This is a genomic window from Streptomyces sp. NPDC048604, from assembly GCF_043199435.1.
In the GTDB taxonomy this organism is placed as follows: Bacteria; Actinomycetota; Actinomycetes; order Streptomycetales; family Streptomycetaceae; genus Streptomyces.
Window position 1 is genome coordinate 130856 of record NZ_JBICVX010000017.1, and the last position, 20228, is coordinate 151083.

The following is a 20228-nucleotide window of genomic DNA, read 5'->3' on the forward strand; positions in this document are numbered from 1 at the left end:
GCGGGGCCCCGGTCAGAACGCGGGGCGTTCGGGGTCCAGGCGGGCGCGGCCGTCGACGGGGGAGGACGCCTCGGCGAAGTGGCGCCGGGGGATCCGGCCCGCGCCGTGGGCCAGTCGGCCGGACTCCACGGCCAGGCGCATCGCCCTGGCCATCCGCACCGGGTCCTGGGCCCTGGTCACCGCCGACGCCAGCATCACCGCCGCGCAGCCCAGCTCCATCGCCAGCGCCGCGTCGGACGCCGTGCCCGCGCCGGCGTCGAGGATCACCGGGACGCCCGCGCGCTCCACGATCAGTTCGAAGTTGTGCGGGTTGCGGATGCCCAGGCCGGAGCCGATGGGCGAGCCGAGCGGCATGATCGCCGCGCAGCCCGCGTCCTCCAGCTTGCGCGCGAGGACCGGGTCGTCGTTGGTGTACGGGAGGACGGTGAAACCGTCGTCGACCAGCGTCTCCGCCGCGGCCAACAGTTCCTCGCCGTCCGGCAGCAGCGTCCGCTCGTCCGCCACGACCTCCAGCTTGATCCAGTCCGTGCCCAGCGCCTCCCGTGCCAGCCGCGCCGTCAGGACCGCCTCGCCGGCCGTGTAGCAGCCCGCCGTGTTCGGCAGCACCTTGATGCCCAGGCGGGTCAGCACGGACAGCACCGAGCCCTGCACCGTGGGGTCCAGGCGACGCATCGCCACCGTGGTCAGCTCCGTGCCGCTCGCCACCAGCGCGCGCTCCAGCACGTCCAGGCTGGGGGCCCCGCCCGTGCCCATGATCAGACGGGAGGTGAACTCGGCGCCGCCGAGTACCAGCGTGTCGTCCGCCATCGTCCTCAGCCTCCCTGGACCGCGGTGAGGATCTCCACGCGGTCGCCCTCCGCGAGGACCGTCGCCGGCCACTCGCTCCTCGGCACCACCGTCTCGTTCACCGCCGCCGCGACCCCCGACGCCGCCGCCGTCAGCGTCGCGACCAGCGCGTCGAGGGAGAGGGGGGCGGGGAGCGCGCGGGGCTCGCCGTTCACGGACACGTTCATACGGGCTGCTCCTGACGCACGGTCGAAGGGGAGAAACGGCGGGGACTGAACGGGCGCGCCTCCTCCGGCGCCGTCCCGGTGGCCAGGATCTCGGCCATCACGTCGCCCGTGACGGGGGTCAGCAGCACCCCGTTGCGGTAGTGCCCGGTGGCGAGCAGCAGCCCCGGCAGGGCGGTCGCGCCCAGCAGCGGCGCGTTGTCGGGGGAGCCGGGGCGCAGTCCCGCCCGGGTCTCGGTCAGCGGCAGCTCGGTCAGCCCCGGCACCAGCTCGTGCGCGTCGCGCAGCAGCTCGTACACGCCGCCCGCGGTCACCGTGGTGTCCCAGCCCAGCTCCTCGCTGGTCGCGCCGATCACCAGCTCGCCGTTCTCCCGCGGCACCAGATACACCTGGCTGCCCCGCACCACCGCCCGCACCGTCCGGGACAGGAACGGCGCGTACGCCGGCGGCACCGTCAGCCGCAGCACCTGCCCCTTCACCGGCCGCACCGGCGGGAGCACGTCCTCGGGCACCCCCGCGAGCCGCCCGCTCAGGCTGCCGCCGGCCAGCACCACCTGGTCCGCGGCGAGCGGGGTGCCGTCGTCCAGGACGACCCCCGCCGCCCGGTCGCGTACGACGGTCAGCCGCTCCGCCCAGGCCCGGTGGAACACCACCCCGGCCCGCTCGCAGGCGACGAGCAGCGCGTCGGCGAGCCGTCGCGGGTCCACCTGGTGGTCCCCGTCGACCCGCAGCCCGCCCCGCACCCCGGGCGCGAGCATCGGCTCCAGGCGGCGGCACTCCCGTCCGCTGAGCCACACCGACTCCAGGCCGCAGCGCGTCTGCAGCGCGTGCAGTTCGCGCAGGTGCGCACGGTCGTCGGCGTCGAGGGCCACCGCGAGGGTGCCGCAGGCGCGGTGGCCGACGTCCAGGCCGGTGGCGTCGGCGAGTTCGGCGACGAACCGCGGATAGCGGCGTGCGGAGGCGAGGTTGAGGCCGAGCAGCGTCTCCTCGCCGTAGTGGAGTTCGGTGACCGCGGCCAGCATCCCGGCCGCGACCCGCGCGGCCCCGCCTCCGGGTTCCGGATCGGCGACCGCGGTGCGCAGTCCGCGCTGCGCCGCGCGCCAGGCCGTGACCAGCCCGACGATCCCGCCCCCGACGACGAGGACGTCCGCATTCGTACGTGCGTGCATGGGCGTCCAGCCCCTCCCTTCGCCGGCATGACCCGGATCAGGTTCGTACGGTCGGAGGCCGCCAGCCTCCCTCTCAGCCCGGTGCGTCCGGGCTCCCGCGTGTGCTCTACGTTGACGGCCAGACTAGCCCACGGGTTCCTGACGGATCGTCAGGTGCGTAAGGTGGACGGGTGAGCGAGCAGCGGGAGCAGACACAGCAGCAGGCGCCGCAGCGGCGCGTGGTCGTCGTCGGCGCCGGGATGGCCGGAGTCCAGACCGCCGTGGCCCTGCGCGAACAGGGATTCACCGGACCGGTCGTCCTCATCGGCGCCGAGCCCCACCAGCCGTACGACCGGCCGCCGCTGTCCAAGGCCGTGCTCCTCGGCAAGGCCGAGGACTCCGCCTTCGACGTCGACTTCGAGTCCCTCGGCGTCGAACTCCGCCTCGGCGTCGAGGCCACCGGGCTGCGCGCCGGGGACCGCGAGGTCGACACCGAGGCCGGCCCCGTCCCGTACGACGTGCTCGTCCTCGCCACCGGCGCGTACCCGGTCACCCTGCCCGGCTCCGAGGGCGTCCCCGGCGTCCACCTGCTGCGCACCCTCGACGACGCCGCCCGCCTCAAGCCCGTCCTGGAGCGCCGGCACGACATCGTCGTGGTCGGCGCCGGCTGGATCGGCGCCGAGTTCGCCACCGCCGCCCGCGAGGCCGGCTGCGCCGTCACCGTCGTCGAGGCCGCCGGCCGGCCGCTCGCCGGGGCCCTGCCCGCCGAGGTCGCGGAGCCGATGGCCGCCTGGTACGCCGAGAGCGGCGCCGCACTCGTCACCGGCGCCCGCGTCGAGCGGCTCGCCCCCGGCGAGGTCCGGCTCGCCGACGGCCGCAGGCTGCCCGCCGACGCCGTCGTCGTCGGCATCGGCGCCCGCCCCGCCACCGAGTGGCTCGCCGGCTCCGGCATCGCGCTGGGCCCGGACGGCTCCGTCACCGCCGACGACCGGCTGCGCACCTCCCTGCCCGACGTGTACGCGGTCGGCGACTGCGCCTCGTTCCCCTCCGCCCGCTACGGCGAGCGGCTGCTCGTCCACCACTGGGACAACGCCCTGCAGGGCCCGCGCACGGTCGCCGCCGCGATCACCGGCGGGCCCGCGGCCGCGCCCGCGTACGACCCGGTGCCGTACTTCTGGTCCGAGCAGTTCGGCCGCTTCGTCCAGTACGCGGGACACCACGCCCACGCCGACGCCCTGCTGTGGCGCGGCGCGCCCGGCGACGCCGCCTGGTCGGTGCTGTGGCTGCGCGACGACGTGCCGGTGGCCCTGCTCGCCGTCGGCCGCCCCCGGGACCTCGCCCAGGGGCGCAGGCTGATCGAGGCGGGCAGTCCGGTCGACCGGGAGCGCGCCGCGGACCCGGCTGTCCCTCTGAAGGCCGCACTCCGGTAGGCCCGACTACCGGCTGTCGGTCCTGGATGGCAGGCTTGTCCCGTGACCGAGATTGACGCAAAGATCGATGCTCTCGTCCCTGCCTGGCTCTACCTCCCCGACATCGCGGAAATGCTCGACGTCGAGGTGACGCGCGTGCGCCAGCTGGTCAAGGAGGGCCAGCTCATCGCCGTGCGCCGTGGAGAGAACAAGGCGCTTCAGGTGCCGGCCGCCTTCATCGACGGCGACCGGGTCGTCAAGGGCCTCAGCGGCACCCTGACGCTCCTGAAGGACGACGGCTTCACCGACGAAGAGATGCTGGAGTGGCTCTTCACTCCGGACCCGACCCTGCCGGGCACGCCCGCGCAGGCGCTGAGCGAGAATCGCGGCACCGAGGTGAAGCGCCGCGCCCAGGCGCTCGCCGTCTGACGCAACCGCAGGATCCGACAGGCGGTGCACGGGACGGGTCCGCCCGCCCCGCGCACCGCCGCACCACCCGGGGGGAACGCCTCATGTCCACGCCTCATGCCCAGCTGTCGGACACCCTGCTGTCCGACGCCCGGCTCTACCTGTGCACGGACGCCCGCAAGCGCCAGGGAGACCTGCCCGCGTTCCTCGACGCCGTGCTCTCCTCCGGCGTGGACATCGTCCAGCTCCGCGACAAGGGCATGGAGGCCGGCGAGGAGCTGGAGCACCTCGCCGTGTTCGCCGACGCCTGCCGCCGGCACGGCAAGCTGCTCGCGGTGAACGACCGGGCCGACGTCGCCCACGCCATCGGCTCCGACGTGCTCCACCTCGGCCAGGGCGACCTGCCGGTGCCCGCCGCCCGCGCGATCCTCGGCGAGGGAGTGCTGATCGGCCGCTCCTGCCACGCCGAGTCCGAGGCCGCCGCCGCGGCCGTCGAGCCCGGCGTCGACTACTTCTGCACCGGCCCCTGCTGGCCCACCCCGACCAAGCCGGGCCGGTACGCCCCGGGCCTCGACCTGGTGCGGTACACGGCGGGGCTCGCCCAGGACCGGCCGTGGTTCGCCATCGGCGGCATCGACGCCGGGAACCTGGACGAGGTGCTGGACGCCGGTGCCCGCCGGATCGTGGTCGTCCGGGCGGTCACCGAGGCCGACGATCCGGGTGCGGCCGCCGCCGACCTGGCCAAGCGGGTCCGCGAGCGCGTCTAGCCGCGTACGGGCCGCGAGCGTGTCCAGACCCGTACGGAGGAACCCGGGGAGAACACGGGTGTCCAAAAAGGTGTCCAGTTCGTGGACGTCGCTTCGCCCGCGCATAGACCTTGTCTAACCTGCCCCTATGGCACTGGGAACCGCTTCGACCCGCTCCGACCGCGCCCGCACGGTCCGCGAGATCCTCGCGTCCGGCAAGACGTCGTACTCCTTCGAGTTCTACGCGCCCCGGACCGAGAAGGGCGAGCGGAGCCTGTGGAACGCGCTGCGGCGCGTCGAGGCGGTCGGCCCGAGCTTCGTCTCGGTGACCTACGGCGCCGGCGGCACCACCCGCGTCGGCACCGTCAAGACCACCCACGAGATCGCCGCCGACACCATCCTCACCCCCGTCGCCCACCTCACCGCCGTCGACCATTCGGTGGCCGAACTGCGGAACGTGCTGGGTCAGTATGCGGACGCCGGCATCCGGAACATGCTCGCGCTGCGCGGCGACCCGGCCGGCGATCCGCTGGGCGAGTGGGTCGAGCACCCCGAGGGCGTCCGGTACGCGGCCGACCTGGTGCGGCTGATCAAGGAGTCCGGGGACTTCTGCGTCGGCGTCGCGGCCTTCCCCGAGATGCACCCCCGCTCCACCGACTGGGACACGGACATCCGGCACTTCGTGGACAAGTGCCGCGCCGGCGCGGACTACGCGATCACCCAGATGTTTTTCGATCCGGAGAAATATCTGCGGCTGCGTGACAGCGCCGAGCGGGCGGGCTGCGAGACCCCGATCATCCCCGAGGTCATGCCCGTTGTGACCGCGAAGACCCTCGACCGGCTGCCCCAGCTGAGCAACGCGGTCTTCCCCGCGGACGTGAAAGAGCGGATGCTCGCCGTCAGGGACGATCCCGCCGCTGTACGCTCCATCGGTATCGAGTTCGCGACCGAGTTCTGCGCGCGGCTGCTGTCCGAGGGTGTCCCGGGGCTGCACTTCATCACGCTGAACAACTCGACCGCGACGCTCGAGATCTACGAGAATCTCGGACTGCACGAGCAGTCGTGACCGGCGTACCCGCCCCGACCCGCGGCGTACTCCGTAGGAGAGGGGCGGGCGGGCATGGGGTGGACGGTCCTCTACATCGCGTTCGGAGTCGTCGCGCTGTGGCTGCTCGGTGAGGTCCTGCTCCAGTACAAGGCACGGCTGCGCTGGCGGCTGCTGGCCTTCGGCGGCTTCCTGCTGGTCGTACTGGGCGTACTGCTGCCGTCGGTGGCGGTGATCGTCTTCGGCGCGCTGGCGTTCGCCGTCGGCCAGATCTACGTGACGCTGTCGTACCGCCGCGGCTTCTCCACCGGCTGGGCGCTCGGCGGCAGCCCGGGCGCGAGCCGCCGCCGCAAGTCCGGCCCGCCCGCCGACCGCGGCCCCCAGCTGGAGGTCACCGAGCTCGCCTACGAGCCCGCCGAGCCCGAGCCGGGCGAGGGCGCGGCCGTGTACGAGCCGGAGCCGATGCCCGACGACACCGGCCAGTACGGCATCTACGACACCTCGTACGACCAGGGCCAGGGTCATGGCCAGGGGCAGCCGCAGTACGGCGGCTACGACGCCTACCAGCAGCCCGGCTACGACCAGCCCGGCTACGGCCAGGCCGCCGGGTACGACTACGGCGCCGGCGCTCAGCAGCAGTACGCCGCCTACTCCGACCCGTACATCGGCCCCGGCACCGACCAGCAGTACGCCGCCTACGACTACGGCCAGCAGGGCGGGCAGGGCCAGCCCGACCCGTACGCCGCCCCGTACAGCTACGACACCCCGCCCGGCGGCGTGTGGGTGCCGCAGCAGCGCGACGGCGAGCAGCCGCCGTACCCCCAGCAGCCCCCGCAGCCGCAGCAGCCCCCGCAGTACGGCTACTACGACCAGGACCAGCAGCAGTACCGCTACTGAGAGCCGCGGAAGCCCGCGCCCTCCACGATCAGGCCCGCCACCAGCGCGCCCGACATGCCCGCATGGGCGAGCCCGCCGCCCGGGTGCGCCCAGCCGCCCGCGAAGTACAGGCCGGGCAGCGGCGAGAGGTTGGCGGCGGGCAGCAGCCTGCCCCCGCCGCCCGCCAGCGCCGGGCCCGGCACCTCGGCCGCCCCGGTCTGACGCAGGGTGTCCCGCGGGGTCCTGACCTCCTGCCGGAGCAGCCGCTCGCGCAGCCCCGGCACCGCCCGCTCCGCCGCCTCAAGCAACGGCCCCGCGTACGCCGCCCCCTCGTGCTCCGGGGCCGTCGGCACGGTCGCCGTGACCGTCACCGACTCGTGCTCCCCGTCCGGGACCAGCGCCGGGTCCCCGGGCCGCAGCACCGTCACCGTGGGCCGCCCGCCCGCCGCGTGCACCACCGTGCGGTGCGCCGCGCCCGGCTCCCGGCCGCCGCGCAGCGCGAGGCAGAGGACGACCCGGCCGGTGCCGGGGGACTGGTGGCGCGGCCCCCGCGCCACGACCCCGTCCCGGACGAGCGCCGGCACGGGCGCGCCCGCGACGACATGGTCCGCGTCGACGACGGTTCCGTCGGCCAGGCCGACGCCGGCCGCCCGGCCGTCCTTCACCGGCACGTCGGTGACCTCGGCCCCGAACACGAACTCCACCCGCCGCTGCAGGCACCGCTCATACACCGCGGTCGCCAGCGCACGCAGGCCCCCGGCCACGTACCAGCTGCCGAAGGTCTGCTCCATGTACGGCAGCACCGCGGCCGAGGCCGGGGCGGTCGCCGGATCGAAGCCGTAGGCCGCGGCGTACGAGTCGAGGAGCGCCACCAGGCGCGGGTCGCGCAGCTCCCGCGCGCCGATCTGGGCGAGTGTGGTCGTCGGCCGGCGCAGCAGGCCCGGCTTCGGGGCCGGGTACGGCTCGCGGGCGTACACCGAGACGTCCTCGGGCTGCGGCTCCTCCAGGAGCGGCCGGCGGGTGCGGTCCCAGGCCTCCCGGGCGCGCACCAGGAAGTCGCCCCAGCGCATCCCCGCGCCCGCGCCGAGCGCCGCGTCCAGGGCGGTGACGGTGCCGGCGCGGGAGGCGTTCGGCAGGTCCACGGACGTGCCGTCGGCGAAGAGGTGACGGCTCGCCGGGTCGACCTCGGTGAGCCCGACGCAGCGCTCCAGGGGCTCCTTGCCGGTCTTCACGAACAGGTCGCGGTAGACCGCGGGAAGATGCAGCAGCCCGGGGCCGGTGTCGAAGGCGAAGCCGTCCCGCTCGAAGCGGCCCACGGCCCCGCCGTACGTGTCCGTCCGCTCGTACACCGTCACCCGGTGGCCGGCGACGGCCAGCCGCGCCGCGGCGGCCATCGCGCCCAGTCCCGCCCCGATCACTGCGATTCGTGCCATGCGGGCGACTTTATCCGCTGCCGCGGACGGTCAGCCGGGCGGTGCCATGCCCGCTCTGGCCAGCCTTTTCTCCTCGCGGAGCGCGGCTCGCCGGCGCCGGAAGCGGCGGATCCGGGAGATCAGGAACAGCACGGTCGCCAGGCCGGCGATCAGCAGGGTCGCGGCGATGGACGCCGCCGCCACCGGGTGGAATATGGCGAAGGTGACGAGCCCGGCGACGCCGAGGTCCTCCGCGATGCTGATCACGATGTTGCTGACCGGCTCCGGCGAGGTGTTCACCGCCATCCGGGTGCCCGCCTTGACCAGGTGGCTCATCAGCGCCGTCGAGCCTCCGACGGCCGCGGCCGCCACCTCGGGCAGCGAGCCGCTCTCGCCGGCGAGCAGGGCGCCCACGACCGCTCCGGCGATCGGCCGGACGACCGTGTGCACGGAGTCCCAGACGGAGTCGACGTACGGGACCTTGTCCGCCACCGCCTCGATCAGGAAGAGGACGCCGGCCGCCACGAGGACGTCGGTGCGCTGCAGGGCGGCGGGCACCTCGTCGGAGACGCCGGTCACGCCGAAGAGGCCGAGGAGGAGGACCACCGCGTACGCGTTGATCCCCGTCGCCCAGCCGCTGGTGAAGACCAGAGGAAGTACGGACACGCGCATGATCGTATCCAGCCGGGACGGCGGCGCGGGCGAGTATCCGTACAGACGTCTGAGTACGGCTACTCAGGCGCCCGGTTGAGTAGCCGTGCGGATGGGCCCCGGCCTGCCCGGACGGAAGAGTGGAGCCCACGGAAGGGGCGCGGGCCCGGACCGCCGGCACGGGGCGGCGGAACGGTCCCGCGCACCGGCCGGAACGGGGGTGCACGAGGGCACGGGGGTGCCACGGGGGAACGGGAAAGCCGGTCCGGCGAGGCTCGGGGGGATCGAGCCTCGCCGGACCGGCTTCTCGTCTGTCGCGGCCACTCCGCCGTCCGTCGCGGCTACTCAGCGGTGAGCGGACGGGCCTTGGGGCCGTGGACGCGGCCGTGCAGCAGCAGCGACAGCGCGCCGTGCACGTCGTCCAGGGAGCGCTCGCTCTGGAACGCCTGCCAGTCGAGCGCGGCCACCAGCACCATCCCGACCAGCGCCGCCGCGGTGAGCTGCACGTCGATCTCGTCGCTCAGCTCGCCCGCCTCGACGCCTTCGCGCAGCACGCCCTCCACCACGGCCACCGCCTGCTGACGGACGACCAGGAGGGTGGAGTTCCAGGTCCGGTTGGTCCGCCAGAGCTCGGCCACGTACAGCTGCGTGAACGACGGGTAGCGCTCGATGAAGACCAGGCCGGCCCGGATCATCGCGTCCAGCGCGTCGATCCGGGAGCCGCCGCGGGCGGTGGTCTCGTCGGCCGCCGACCGCAGCGAGGCCGTCAGCAGGCCGACGCCGTGCCGCAGCAGCTCCTCGAACAGTTCGTTCTTGCTCTTGAAGTTGTAATAGACGGTGCCCTTGGCGACGCCCGCCCGCTCGGCGATCTCGTCCACGGTCGTGGCCGAGAAGCCCTGCTCCGCTATGAGCGTCACCGCCGCCTCGTACAGCTTGGCCCGGGTGGCCTGCCGTCTGGTGCTGCTGCTGTCCATGAGCCCGATTGTCACAGGTCCCTCCGGCTCACAGGCTCAGTTCGGGGTGCAGCCGGTCCAGCGTCCACACCTGCTTGCGGCGGGCGGAGACCGCGGTGAGCGCCAGCGCGCCCAGCGTGAAGGCGGCGAGCACCGCCACGCCCTGCCAGACCGGTCCGACCGGACCGCCGGAGATGAGCCGGCGCAGCGCCTCGACCACGTAGGTCATCGGCAGGTACGGGTGGATGGCGTTGAAGAAGCCCGGGCTGGTCTGCACGGGGTAGGTGCCGCCCGCCGAGGTCAGCTGGAGCATCAGCACCGCGAGGACCAGGATCCGGCCGGCCGCGCCGAAGCGGGCGTTGAGCCACTGGATGATCGCGGCGAAGCAGCAGGTGACCAGGGCGAGGAAGCCGATCGTCCCGGCGGCCCGGGCCATCTGCAGCCCCAGTCCCCAGTGGAGTACGGACATCAGCGCGCCGACCTGGAGCAGTCCGATCGCGGCGACCGGGAACCAGCCGGCCAGCGCGATCCGCCAGGCGGACGCCCCGGCGGCCAGGGCACGCCGGTTCATCGGCTGGATGATCATGTACGCCACCATCGCGCCGACCCAGAGGGAGAGCGGGATGAAGTAGGGCGCGAAGCCGGTGCCGTAGTTCGGGGCCTTGTGCAGGGACTCGGCGGCGAGCTTGACCGGGTCGGCCATGACCTCGGTGCGCCGGTCGCGCTGCTCCTTGTCGTAGTCGGGGATCTTCTCGACGCCGTTCTTGAGGCCGGTGGCGAGTTCGCCCGAGCCGTCGACCAGCTTGAACAGGCCGCCGTCGAGGTCGCCAGCGCCCTTCTTCAGCTTGCCGACGCCGGTGTCCAGACTGGCGGAGCCGGTCTTGGCGCTGGTCAGGCCCGTGTGCAGCTTGTCGGCGCCGGAGGCGACCTTGTGGGCGCCGGTGTTGAGCGCGTTGATCTTCTTGACGGCGTCCTCGAGGTTCTTGTGCAGGCTCGGGGCCTGCTTGATCAGGCCGTCGGCCTGCTTCTCAAGGGTCTTGAGCTGCCCGTCCAGCTTCTTCAGATCGCCCGTGCTGTCCTTGGTCAGCGTGTGCAGGTCGTCGGCGATCGTCGCGACGTCGTCCGCGGCGACCTTGGCCTCCTTGAGCGTCTTGCACGCCCGCGCGTCGGGCGCCGGCTTGAGCACGCACTCCTCGCGGTGCAGCTTCTCCAGCTTGTCGTCGGCGATGTGCGCGGCGGAGCGCGCGTAGGGGGCGTACTTGACCATGTCGGACAGGTCGTGGCGGACGGCCCGGGCGGAGTCGCGGACCAGACGGGCGGTGTCGGCGACCGTCTTGCCGTCGTTCTTCAGGAACGGACGGACCTTCTCCGCCGCCCCGTTGACCTTGTTCGCCAGCTGCTGGGTGCCGCCGGCGACCTGGCGGGAGCCGGTCTCCAGATCGGCGGCGCCCTTGTCCAGCTTCTTCAGGCCGGAACTCAGGTCGCCGCTGCCCTTCTTCGCCGACTTCAGGCCGTCGGCCAGGCTCTTGGAGCCCGCCTTGGCCTTGACCGTGCCGTTCTTGAGCTGGTTCGCGCCCTTGGCGGCCTCTGCGGTCGCGTCGTGGATGTCGGAGAAGGAGATGAAGATCTTGTCGAGGAAGGTGCGCGAGGACTTGGTCGAGGCGGCCGTGCGGACCTCGGAGAACACCGTGCGGGAGATCTGCCCGACGATGTAGTTGTTCGAGTCGTTGGTGCGCACCCGGAGCGCGCCGGTCTCCGGGGCAGCCCCGGAGCTGGAGGCGATGCGCTCGCTGAAGTTGGCGGGCATGGTCAGGGACAGGTAGTACGTGCCCTCCTCGACGCCCCGGCGGGCCTCGGCGTCGGACACCTCGCGCCAGTCGAAGACGTCGCTGTCATGCAGGCCCTTGACGATGTCGTCGCCGGCCCGGATCTTCTTGCCGCCGGCGGTGGCGCCCTTGTCCTCGTTGACGAGTGCGACGGGTATGCGGTCGAGCCTGCTGTACGGGTCCCAGAAGGACCACAGGTACAGGGCGCCGTACAGCAGCGGCAGCAGCAGGACGGCGACGAGCGCGGCGCGCGGCAGCTTCCCCCTGCCGAACCGCTTCAGCTCAAGCGCGGCCAGTCTCGGCGAGCGCATCGGCTGCCCCCTCCTCGGTGTTGTCGACGGTGTCGTCTTCGGTGTCGGCCGGAGCGTCTTCGGTCTCGGTCGGAGAGCCTTCGGTGTCGGCCGGAGCGTCTTCGGTCTCGCTCCCGGTCTCGGCCTCGGGCTCGGCCTCGGTCTCCGCGCCGGTGTCCGTGGCTTTCGCGGCCGTGGTGGTGCTCGTCGTGATGCGCAGGGCGTCGGCCGGGGCCTCGCTGCACACCGCGAGCACGGTCGTGCCGGCGTCCGCGACGCTCCTCAGCAGCGCCCAGGCCTCTTCCCGCTCGGTGTCCGACAGCTTCAGGTCCGTGTCGTCGACGGCCAGCAGCCGGGGTTCGCCGATCAGGGCCAGGGCGACCGACAGCCGCAGCGCCTCGAGCCGTTCCAGGTCCCGTACGGAGGTCCGCTCGGCCTTCGGCAGGGCGTCCAGGTCCAGGCCCGAGGCGGTCAGCGCGGCCTCGATCCGGTCCCGCGCGGCGGCGGTGCGCTGCGCGGGGGAGCGGAGCAGGGCGCGGACGGAGCCGTCGTACCGGCGCTGCAGCAGGGCGCGTTCGCGCAGGTGCTCCAGGACGGTGAAGGCGGGGTCAAGCTCGCTGACGCCGGGTACGTGGCCCAGCGCGCTGATCCGGCGTACGGCGGCCATCTTGCGTGGCAGCCGCAGCCCGCCCACCTCGGCGTGGCCCGCCGTCGGCTTCATCCGGCCGGTGAGCGCGAGCAGCAGGCAGGTGCGGCCGGAGCCGGAGGGCCCTTCGAGCGCCACCAGCGAGCCGGGCTCGGCCCGGAAGCCCACGTCGCGGAAGGCCCACCCGCGCGGCCCCTTCACCCCGAACCCCTCGGCCTCGACCGCGGCTCCGTGCGGGCTCGCCGGGACGGCGTCCTGGCTGTCCACGGTTCCTCCCCCTCATTTGAACTGACCAGTCAGTTCAAAAACTTACCGCCGATCCACCGCCGCACGCAAAGCGGGGCCGTCGTCCGTGGACGACGGCCCCGCTTCGGGGTGTTGCTGCGGCCTAGAGAGCCGGGTCGCGGTGGGTCGGGCGGCCGTCGAGAACCGTCAGCAGGACCGGGACGTCCGGGAGTTCGGTCGCCGAGGCGGTGAGCGGGTCGGCGCCGAGGACGGTGAGGTCGGCGCGGTACCCGGTCGCGATCAGGCCCGCCTCGTGCTCCTCGCCGGCCGCGTACGCGGCGTCGACGGTCATGCCCTGCAGCGCCTCCAGCGCGGTGAGCGCCTGCTCCGGGCCGTGCGGGGCCCGGCCGAGGTCGCGGGTCGGGCGGCGGTGGCGGGCGCCCGCCATGACGCCCAGCGGCGGGTACGGGGCGATCGGCCAGTCCGAGCCGAGCACCACCCGCGCGCCGGAGTCCCGCAGGTCGCGGCAGCGCCAGGCGCGGCCCGCCCGCTCCTCGCCGAGCCGGCGGGACCAGTTGTCGGTGTGGTCGGCGCGGGTGAAGTCGCAGCAGTGGGTGGGCTGCATGGACGCGACGACGCCCAGCCCGGCGAACCGGCGCAGGGTGTCGTCCGGCACCGTCTCGATGTGCTCGACCCGGTGGCGCACCGCGGGCCCCCCGTCGGCCTGCGCCTTCTCGACCGCGTCCAGGACGTGCCGTACGGCGGCGTCGCCGATCGCATGGGTGGCGACGGGCACCCCGGCGCGGTGCAGCTCGCCGACGATCCGGGTGTAGACCTCCGGGTCCGGCCAGAAGGCGTGGGTGGACTCGCCGTGGCCGTCCGGCTGCTCCAGCCAGGCCGTGCCGTTGTCGATGGTGCCGTCCATGAAGATCTTCACGCCGTCGACCCGCCACAGCCGGCCGCCCCGGCCCTGCTGCTCGATCAGCGCCCGGACCCCGTCGGCGTCCGTGCCCGGCTGGCACCACGGCGCGACCCGCAGCCGCAGCGGCAGCTCGCCCGCCTCGTCCAGCTCGCGGTAGAAGGCCAGGCTGTCCCCGTTGGCGTCCATCGCGTGACCGCCCGTCAGGCCCGCGGCGGCCATGGCGCGCAGCGCGGCGGCGAGCCGGTCCCGGCGCTCGGCGCGGGTGGGCTGCGGGGCCACCAGCTCGACGAGCTCGCAGGCCGCGTCCTCCAGGAGCAGTCCGGTGGGCCGGCCGTCCACGTCGCAGACCACCTCGGCCGAGGCCTGGTCGAACTCCCGCGGGCCGTCCACGCCGGCCAGGTCCAGGGCGCGCCGGCTGGCCAGCATCGAGTGGGCGTCGAAGAGCAGCAGCAGCGCCGGGATCCCGTCGAGGACCTCGTCGAACGGGGCGGTCTCCACCGGCCGGTCGCCGAACACGTTCGGGTCCAGGCCCCAGCCGTGCAGCCAGGCCCCGGGCGCGAGGGCGCGCACCCCGCGGGCCAGCGCCTCGCGGACCTGCGCCACGTCGGTGCAGCCCGACAGGTCCAGGCCGTGGGTGAGCTCGGCGCCGGAGACGGGGTGCAGATGGCCGTCGACCAGGCCCGGCGTCACGACCGCGCCCTTGAGGTCGATCACCGTCGTCGAGGAGTCCGCGAGGGCGCGGATCTCCCGGTCGTCGCCCAGCGCCGCGATCCGCCCGCCGGACGCGGCGAGCGCGGTCTGGGGCAGGAACAGGCCGGTGACCGGGTCGAGCAGACGGGCGGAGAGCAGGACGAGGCGGTCGTTCACGAAGGGCTCCTGGGGTGCGGGAGTCGAGGGTCGGGGGCCGGGAGTCGGGGTCGGATCGGTGGGTCGGAGGGGTACGGATCGGTGGGTCAGAGGGGTACGGCGGCGGAGTCCGGGGCCGGGCCGTCGAGCGCGCCGCCGGGCAGGCCGAGTTCGCGCTCCGCCGTGGCGACCGCCATCCGGGTCACCGCCGCCGGCCGGTCGTGGGTCTCGGTGTTGGCGTGCGCGCCGAGGCCGTCGAGCACCACCAGGATCTGGATGGTGGTCACGTACGGGTCGGCGGTGCGGAACTCCTCCCGCTCCACGCCCCGCCGGATCACCCGCTCCAGCCGGCCGCGCCAGGCGCCCTCCTGCTCGGCGACCCGGTCGCGCAGCACCTCCCGGTAGCGGCTGAGGTGCCGGGCGTTGATCCAGAGCCGGCTGATGGCGTCGTACGCGGGGCCCGAGGTGTGCCCGAAGAACGCGGCCAGCTGCCGGGTGGGCGTCGCTCCGGCCGGGTCCTCGGGCAGCAGCCGGTCCAGTTCGGCGGTGGCGGCGCTGCCGAACGCCTCGGCCACCAGGTCCTCCACCGAGGGGAAGTAGTGGCTGATCAGGCCGGGGCGCACGTCGAGCTCCTCGGCGATCCGCCGGAGCGTGACGCACTCCAGGCCCTCGGCCAGGGCGACCGCCGTGGCCGCCTCGACGATCTCCGCCCGGCGTTCGTCCGGAGATTTGCGAACTCGTTTGCGCTGGACGCTTGACGACATACCGAGGATGCTATTGAGTGTGCGACCAATAAGCAAGCAGGTGGTGAACAGCCAGCAACCGGAGGGCCCTATGGCGTCCACGATCAACGACCCGAACCAGGCGGCAGGCGGTGCGCCAGGGCCAGTACGACCCGAAGCGGAACGCGCCGGACGGATCGAGGCGCACGGGATCGACCACATCCCCGACAGTGAGCGGCACGGCCGCCCGCGGGACCTGTTCGCCGTCTGGTCCGCCGCGAACGTGAACTACCTCAGCCTGGTCGTCGGCGGGGCGCTCGTGCTCATGGGCCTGAGCCTGTGGCAGGCCCTCGCGGTGATCGTGATCGGCAACCTGTTCTGGCTGTTCACCGGCCTCCTGGCCACCTCGGGACCGGCGGCCGGCGCCCCCAGCGAGGTGATCACCCGGGCGCTGTACGGCGTGCTCGGCAACCGCGTGAACAACGCCGTCGGCGGCTGGCTGGTCTCCGTCTGCTACTTCGCACTCAACCTGGCCGCCGCCGCGACCGCCGCCTTCGCCCTCGTCGAGCAGACCGGCATCACCGCGAACACCGGCGTCAAGGTCGTCGTCATCGTGGTCATCGCCGCGCTCACGCTCACCATCAGCGTCTACGGGCACGGGCTGATCATGAAGCTGTACCTGCCCATCACGCTGGTCCTGACCGCGGCCTTCGCCGTCGTCGCGGTCGCCGTGTTCGGCCACGCCGACTTCGGTTACCAGCCCGAGGCGAAGCTCTCCGGCGTGCAGCTGTGGGCCGTCCTGATCGCCGGCACCACGATGATCGCCTCGGGCCCGCTCTCCTACACCACCAGTGCCGACTTCTCGCGCTACCTGCCTTCCGGCTCCTCCCGGAAGGCGATCGTCGGCTGGACCGCGCTCGGCGCCTTCGTGCCCAGCGTGATCACCTGCTCGCTCGGCGCCTTCGCCGCCACCGCGGTCGACATGACCGACCCGCAGAACGCGCTCCAGGAGATCCTGCCCGGCTGGTTCTCCCCCCTCTTCCTGCTCGCCCTGGTCCTCGGCACCATCTCCATCAACGCCCTCACCGCGTACAGCGCCGGCCTCGCCCTGCAGGCCGTCGGCCTGCGCATCCGGCGCACCGTCAGCGTGCTCTTCGACGGCGCCGTGGCCGTCGCGCTCACCCTGTACGGCCTGCTGGTCTCCAACTTCCTGGACACCGTCAGCAACGCGCTGCAGGTGATCGTGGTCCTGATCGGCCCCCTCATGGCCGTGTACGCCACCGACATCGTGCTCCGCCGCTGCCGCTACGACGGCCTCGCGCTCGGCGACGAGAGCACCGCCGGTCCCTTCTGGTACACCGGCGGCGTCAACCGGGCCGGCGCGCTCTCCCTGATCACGGGCGTGACCGCGGCCGCCCTGTGCGTCAACACCCTGTACACCGGGCCGGTCGCCGCCGCCCTCGACGGCGTGGACCTCTCCCTGCCGGTCGGCATGCTCGTCTCCGCCGGTCTGTACGCCGCCCTGATGCGCCGCGACCCCACCGTCCTCGCCGCCCGGGCGTCGGCGTGAGCGCCCGCACGGCCGGTACGGATCGCCCGGACCGTCCCGTCCTCCGGATCGCCGGCAGCGGCCCGCGGGAGCTCGGCCTGGACCGGGGCCGGCAGGCCCGCGCGGGGATCGCCCGCGCCTGGTCCGTCTACGAGAAGCTCTTCGAGACCGTCGCCGCGCAGCGCGGCCGGACCGTCGACGTCCGGGCGCACGCCGAGCGCACCGTCGAGGCGACCCGGGCCTGGGCGCCGGAGCTGGTGGAGGAGATGGCGGGCGTCGCCGAGGGCGCGGGCATCCCGTTCTGGACCGTCGCGGCGCTGAACGCGCGCACCGAGATCCTTGCGGAGGCGGGCGCGCCGCGGACCGGGGAGTGCTCGACGCTCGTACGGACCGGCCCCGGCGCGGGGCGGTTCGCCGGCGGGCAGTGCTGGGACTGGCACGAGGAACTGGCCGACGCCTGGCACGTCCAGACCGTCGCCGGCGGCCCGCACGCCTTCGCCGGCATCACCGAGCACGGCATCCTCGCCAAGATCGGCGTGAACGACGCCGGGGTCGGGGTCCTCTTCAACATCCTCGGCCACGACGCCGACGGCGCGGCCGGCGTCCCGGTCCACCTCGTCGCCCGCCGGGTGCTGGGCGCCGCGGGCTCCTTCGCGGAGGCCGTCGGGATGATCGCCGGCGCACCCGTCTCGGCGTCCACCGTGCTGACCGTCGTCACCGCGGACCGCGCCGCGTCGGTCGAGCTGAGCCCGGCCGGAACGGCGGTCGTCGAACCGGACGAAGGCGGCTGGCTGGTGCGCACCAACCACTTCCTGGCCCCCGCGCTCGCCGCCGGCGAACTGCGCGGCCGGCGCGAGCCGGAGACGTACGACCGGTGGCGGCTGCTCGGCGGCCGGGTGGCCGGACGCGGCGGCCCGGACACCCGCGAGGAGCTGGCCGCGCTGCTCACCGCGCACGCGGCCGACGGCGCGGAGGTCTGCTGCCACGCCCCGGCCGACGGCGCGCTCGGCACGCGCTGGGCCACGCTCGCCACGGTCGCCCTGGACCCGGCGGGCCGCCGGACCGCCGTCCACGCGGGCGGCCCGTGCACGGCCGGAGCCGCGGACGCATGGACGGAGGTCTCGGTGCCGGGCGGGGAGTGAGGCCCACGGCGCCGTGGGCGAAGGCGGGACGGGCGGGGACGCCTCACCGGTCACGGCTGCGGCTTTTGACCCCTCAGAGGGTCAAAGGCCCAGGTCAGCCGGATTGTCAGTGGCGGGCTGCACGATGGATTGCAGACGGCGACAGAACCGTCACACGACGACAGGAGGCTCGTCATGGCCAGCTCGTCCGCAGCAGCCGCACCCCGGCGCCGTGCCACCGCCCGCCTCGCCGCCACGGCCGCCGGTCCCGCGTCCGACGTCCACCCCGTGCCGCGCCGCTCGACGGCGCCGCCCGCCGCCCTCGACCTGCTCGCCCAGGCCCGCGCCGGCCTGGACGAGGCGGCCACGCTTCCCGTGCCCAACGAGCGGTACGCCACGGCCCACCTCGCCGCCCTGCGCACCGCGGCCGCCGTGCTCGCCGCCCGCGGCCGCCCCGAGACCCACCCGCGCCGGCGCAACCGGATCCGCAGCGCGTGGGAGGTCCTGCCCGAGATAGCCCCCGAGCTCACCGAGTGGAGCGCCCTGTTCGCCTCCGGCGCGGCCCGCCGGGCCCGCGCCGAGGCCGGCATCGCCGGCGCCGCCACCAGCCGGGACGCCGACGATCTGGTGCGCGACGCGATGATGTTCCTGCGCCTGGTCGAACGCCTGCTGGTGCTCCAGCCGGTGCTGCCGCGACAGCCGGGAGCGGGTGACGCCGTGGGATGACGGGCCTGCACGGCCGAGGCCATAGGGTGGGGAGCGATCACACCCGTCGTCGAGGAGCAACTGCCGTGTCGGACCCTTCCGCTGTCTTCGCCCGGGAGACCTCCACGCGCCCGTCGCGTGCCTCCCTGCGCACCGCCGTCGTCTGGGACGTCCTCAAGGACGCCCTCGACCGCCGGGCCGAGGCCACCGGCAAGGACTCCCTCGACGTGCTGGACACCGGCGGCGGCTCGGGCAACTTCGCCGTGCCGGTCGCCCGGCTCGGGCACCGCGTGACCGTGGTCGACCCCAGCCCCAACGCGCTGTTCGCGCTGGAGCGGCGGACCGCCGAGGCGGGCGTGGCCGACCTGGTCACGGGCGTGCAGGGCGACATCCGGGGCCTGTTCGACGTGGTCGAGCGCGGCGGCTACGACGCGGTGCTGTGCCACGGCGTCCTGGAGTACGTGGACGACCCGGCCGAGGGCGTGGCCAACGCGGTCGCCGCGCTGCGGCCGGAGGGCGCGCTGAGCCTGCTCGCCGCCGGGCTCGGCGGGGCCGTCCTCGCCCGCGCCCTGGCCGGTCACTTCAACGAGGCCCGGCACGCCCTCGGCGACCCGGACGGCCGCTGGGGCGACCACGACCCGGTGCCGCGGCGCTTCACCGCCGAGCAGCTCACCGGACTGGTCGCCGGGGCCGGCCTGGAGGTCGGCGCGGTGCACGGCGTACGGATCTTCGCGGACCTCGTCCCCGGCGTTCTGGTGGACACCGAGCCGGGCGCGCTGGAGGCCCTGCTGAAGCTGGAGGAGGCCGCCGCGGAGCTGGCGTCCTTCCACGCCGTCGCCACCCAGTTGCACGTGCTGGGCGAGAAGCACGCCTGACCCCGCCCGGCCGGGCGGCTGATCAGGGGCGCAGCGCAGACGGAGTACGTCACAGGACGCCCGATCGAGCGGTTCGCCCCGTATGATCGGGGGACACCATCCGGCATGACGGATCGGACGTCGGGGAATCTACGCCTCAGCAGCCGAACCGCCGTGGCGGCCCGGAATGGCGATAGCGCGTAGAGGCGGGTTTCACGGGGGCGATTCCCTGCCTATCCTGAAAGGGCCGCATACCGGTCGCCCCCGCGACCGACGACTAGGAGGACTCCGTGCCGCTCTCGGAGCACGAGCAGCGAATGCTCGAGCAGATGGAGCGAGCGCTGTACGCCGAAGATCCCAAGTTCGCGACAGCGCTCGAGGGAAGCGGACTGCGTACGTACACCCGGCGACGGGTCTACCAGGCAGTCGTCGGCTTCCTGGTGGGTATCGCGCTCCTCATGACCGGAATGGTTCTCGTTCAGGTCTGGCTGAGCGTGATCGGCTTCCTCGTCATGCTGGGCTGCGCGGTCCTGGCCGTCACGGGGTGGCGCAAGGCTCCCAAGCGCGGTGAGCAGCCCGCCGGCGGCGGCCACCGGCCGCGCCAGAAGCGCTCCATGATGAACCGGATCGAGGAGCGCTGGCAGCGCCGTCGTGACGAACAGCAGGGCGGCGGCCACTGATCCGCTGACCCGGTCCTCCCACAGAGCATCCCGCTGCCCCGGCGCATCACCACGCGCCGGGGCAGCGGCGTGTCAGGAGACCGGTACCGGGTACGGCGAGGGGCCCCCGGGGTGTGCCCCCGGGGGCCCCGCCCGACCCCGTTCCACACCCGCGCGGCCCGGGCCACCAGCGGGGGGGGGCGGG

General features: G+C 74.0%; 20 protein-coding genes and 1 riboswitch. Of the genes, 10 read left to right on the forward strand and 10 right to left on the reverse strand.

Translation table 11 applies throughout. The features are described from left to right. Positions 1–12: 12 nt before the first annotated feature. From ACGFMM_RS29880 to thiO, 3 genes are all read right to left on the reverse strand, one after another. Positions 13–807: a thiazole synthase gene (locus ACGFMM_RS29880; protein ID WP_393649579.1), complete on the reverse strand. Its 795-nt coding sequence runs from the start codon at positions 805–807 to the stop codon at positions 13–15. A gap of 5 nt (positions 808–812) precedes the next feature. Further along, entirely contained in the window at positions 813–1013 is a 201-nt protein-coding gene (gene thiS / locus ACGFMM_RS29885; RefSeq protein ID WP_393649580.1) for a sulfur carrier protein ThiS, read from the reverse strand. Continuing rightward, complete coding sequence (gene thiO, locus ACGFMM_RS29890) at positions 1010–2179, reverse strand: glycine oxidase ThiO (RefSeq protein WP_393649581.1); 1170 nt, start codon at positions 2177–2179, stop codon at positions 1010–1012. The genes thiS and thiO overlap by 4 nt, the downstream gene beginning before the upstream one ends. Continuing rightward, a riboswitch (TPP riboswitch) is annotated at positions 2177–2288 on the reverse strand. It overlaps the preceding gene by 3 nt. Positions 2289–2349: 61 nt before the next feature. Between thiO and ACGFMM_RS29895 the strand changes: the two genes are divergently transcribed. From ACGFMM_RS29895 to ACGFMM_RS29915, 5 genes are all read left to right on the forward strand, one after another. Next, positions 2350–3588, forward strand: coding sequence for an NAD(P)/FAD-dependent oxidoreductase (locus ACGFMM_RS29895; RefSeq protein WP_393649582.1), 1239 nt, complete (start codon positions 2350–2352; stop codon positions 3586–3588). Positions 3589–3630: 42 nt separating this feature from the next. Further along, positions 3631–3996 carry an Rv2175c family DNA-binding protein gene (locus tag ACGFMM_RS29900; protein WP_393649583.1) on the forward strand — a complete coding sequence of 122 codons (366 nt, stop codon included), beginning with the start codon at positions 3631–3633 and terminating at the stop codon, positions 3994–3996. A gap of 83 nt (positions 3997–4079) precedes the next feature. Further along, positions 4080–4742 carry a thiamine phosphate synthase gene (thiE, locus tag ACGFMM_RS29905; RefSeq protein ID WP_393649584.1) on the forward strand — a complete coding sequence of 221 codons (663 nt, stop codon included), beginning with the start codon at positions 4080–4082 and terminating at the stop codon, positions 4740–4742. 127 nt (positions 4743–4869) lie between these two features. Next, on the forward strand, positions 4870–5787 hold the full coding sequence (gene metF, locus ACGFMM_RS29910) for a methylenetetrahydrofolate reductase [NAD(P)H] (RefSeq protein ID WP_393649585.1): 918 nt from the start codon (positions 4870–4872) through the stop codon (positions 5785–5787). Positions 5788–5841: 54 nt separating this feature from the next. Beyond that, positions 5842–6663, forward strand: coding sequence for a hypothetical protein (locus ACGFMM_RS29915; protein WP_393649586.1), 822 nt, complete (start codon positions 5842–5844; stop codon positions 6661–6663). Here ACGFMM_RS29915 and ACGFMM_RS29920 read toward each other — a convergent pair. The 7 genes from ACGFMM_RS29920 to ACGFMM_RS29950 form a co-directional block, all read right to left on the reverse strand. Then, positions 6657–8075 (reverse strand): phytoene desaturase family protein, encoded by a 1419-nt coding sequence (locus ACGFMM_RS29920; protein ID WP_393649587.1) that lies wholly within the window; start codon positions 8073–8075, stop codon positions 6657–6659. The two genes, ACGFMM_RS29915 and ACGFMM_RS29920, sit on opposite strands and share 7 nt — an antisense overlap. A 30-nt stretch (positions 8076–8105) precedes the next feature. Continuing rightward, positions 8106–8720, reverse strand: coding sequence for a DUF4126 domain-containing protein (locus tag ACGFMM_RS29925; protein WP_393649588.1), 615 nt, complete (start codon positions 8718–8720; stop codon positions 8106–8108). Positions 8721–9046: 326 nt separating this feature from the next. Next, entirely contained in the window at positions 9047–9679 is a 633-nt protein-coding gene (locus tag ACGFMM_RS29930; RefSeq protein WP_393649589.1) for a TetR/AcrR family transcriptional regulator, read from the reverse strand. A 28-nt stretch (positions 9680–9707) separates the two neighbouring features. After that, entirely contained in the window at positions 9708–11795 is a 2088-nt protein-coding gene (locus tag ACGFMM_RS29935; protein ID WP_393649590.1) for a YhgE/Pip family protein, read from the reverse strand. Next, positions 11767–12687, reverse strand: coding sequence for an ATP-binding cassette domain-containing protein (locus ACGFMM_RS29940; protein WP_393649591.1), 921 nt, complete (start codon positions 12685–12687; stop codon positions 11767–11769). Before ACGFMM_RS29940 ends, ACGFMM_RS29935 begins: the two co-directional genes overlap by 29 nt. A gap of 121 nt (positions 12688–12808) precedes the next feature. Then, positions 12809–14434 carry an amidohydrolase gene (locus ACGFMM_RS29945; RefSeq protein ID WP_393649592.1) on the reverse strand — a complete coding sequence of 542 codons (1626 nt, stop codon included), beginning with the start codon at positions 14432–14434 and terminating at the stop codon, positions 12809–12811. Between the two features lie 86 nt (positions 14435–14520). Then, positions 14521–15177 carry a TetR/AcrR family transcriptional regulator gene (locus ACGFMM_RS29950; RefSeq protein ID WP_393649593.1) on the reverse strand — a complete coding sequence of 219 codons (657 nt, stop codon included), beginning with the start codon at positions 15175–15177 and terminating at the stop codon, positions 14521–14523. Between the two features lie 70 nt (positions 15178–15247). On the opposite strand from ACGFMM_RS29950, the gene ACGFMM_RS29955 reads away from it, so the two are divergent. The 5 genes from ACGFMM_RS29955 to ACGFMM_RS29975 all read left to right on the forward strand — a co-directional run bounded on the left by ACGFMM_RS29955 (position 15248) and on the right by ACGFMM_RS29975 (position 20044). Further along, positions 15248–16705, forward strand: a complete 1458-nt coding sequence (locus ACGFMM_RS29955) for a purine-cytosine permease family protein (protein ID WP_393649594.1) — start codon at positions 15248–15250, stop codon at positions 16703–16705. Continuing rightward, on the forward strand, positions 16702–17826 hold the full coding sequence (locus ACGFMM_RS29960; protein ID WP_393649595.1) for a C45 family autoproteolytic acyltransferase/hydolase: 1125 nt from the start codon (positions 16702–16704) through the stop codon (positions 17824–17826). Before ACGFMM_RS29955 ends, ACGFMM_RS29960 begins: the two co-directional genes overlap by 4 nt. Positions 17827–18000: 174 nt before the next feature. Continuing rightward, a complete protein-coding gene (locus ACGFMM_RS29965; protein WP_393649596.1) occupies positions 18001–18531 on the forward strand; it encodes an SAV_6107 family HEPN domain-containing protein in 531 nt (176 codons plus the stop codon). A gap of 65 nt (positions 18532–18596) precedes the next feature. Continuing rightward, positions 18597–19385, forward strand: coding sequence for a class I SAM-dependent methyltransferase (locus ACGFMM_RS29970; protein ID WP_393649597.1), 789 nt, complete (start codon positions 18597–18599; stop codon positions 19383–19385). Positions 19386–19654: 269 nt separating this feature from the next. Then, a complete protein-coding gene (locus ACGFMM_RS29975) occupies positions 19655–20044 on the forward strand; it encodes a DUF3040 domain-containing protein (protein WP_393649598.1) in 390 nt (129 codons plus the stop codon). The last annotated feature ends 184 nt before the right edge of the window (positions 20045–20228 follow it).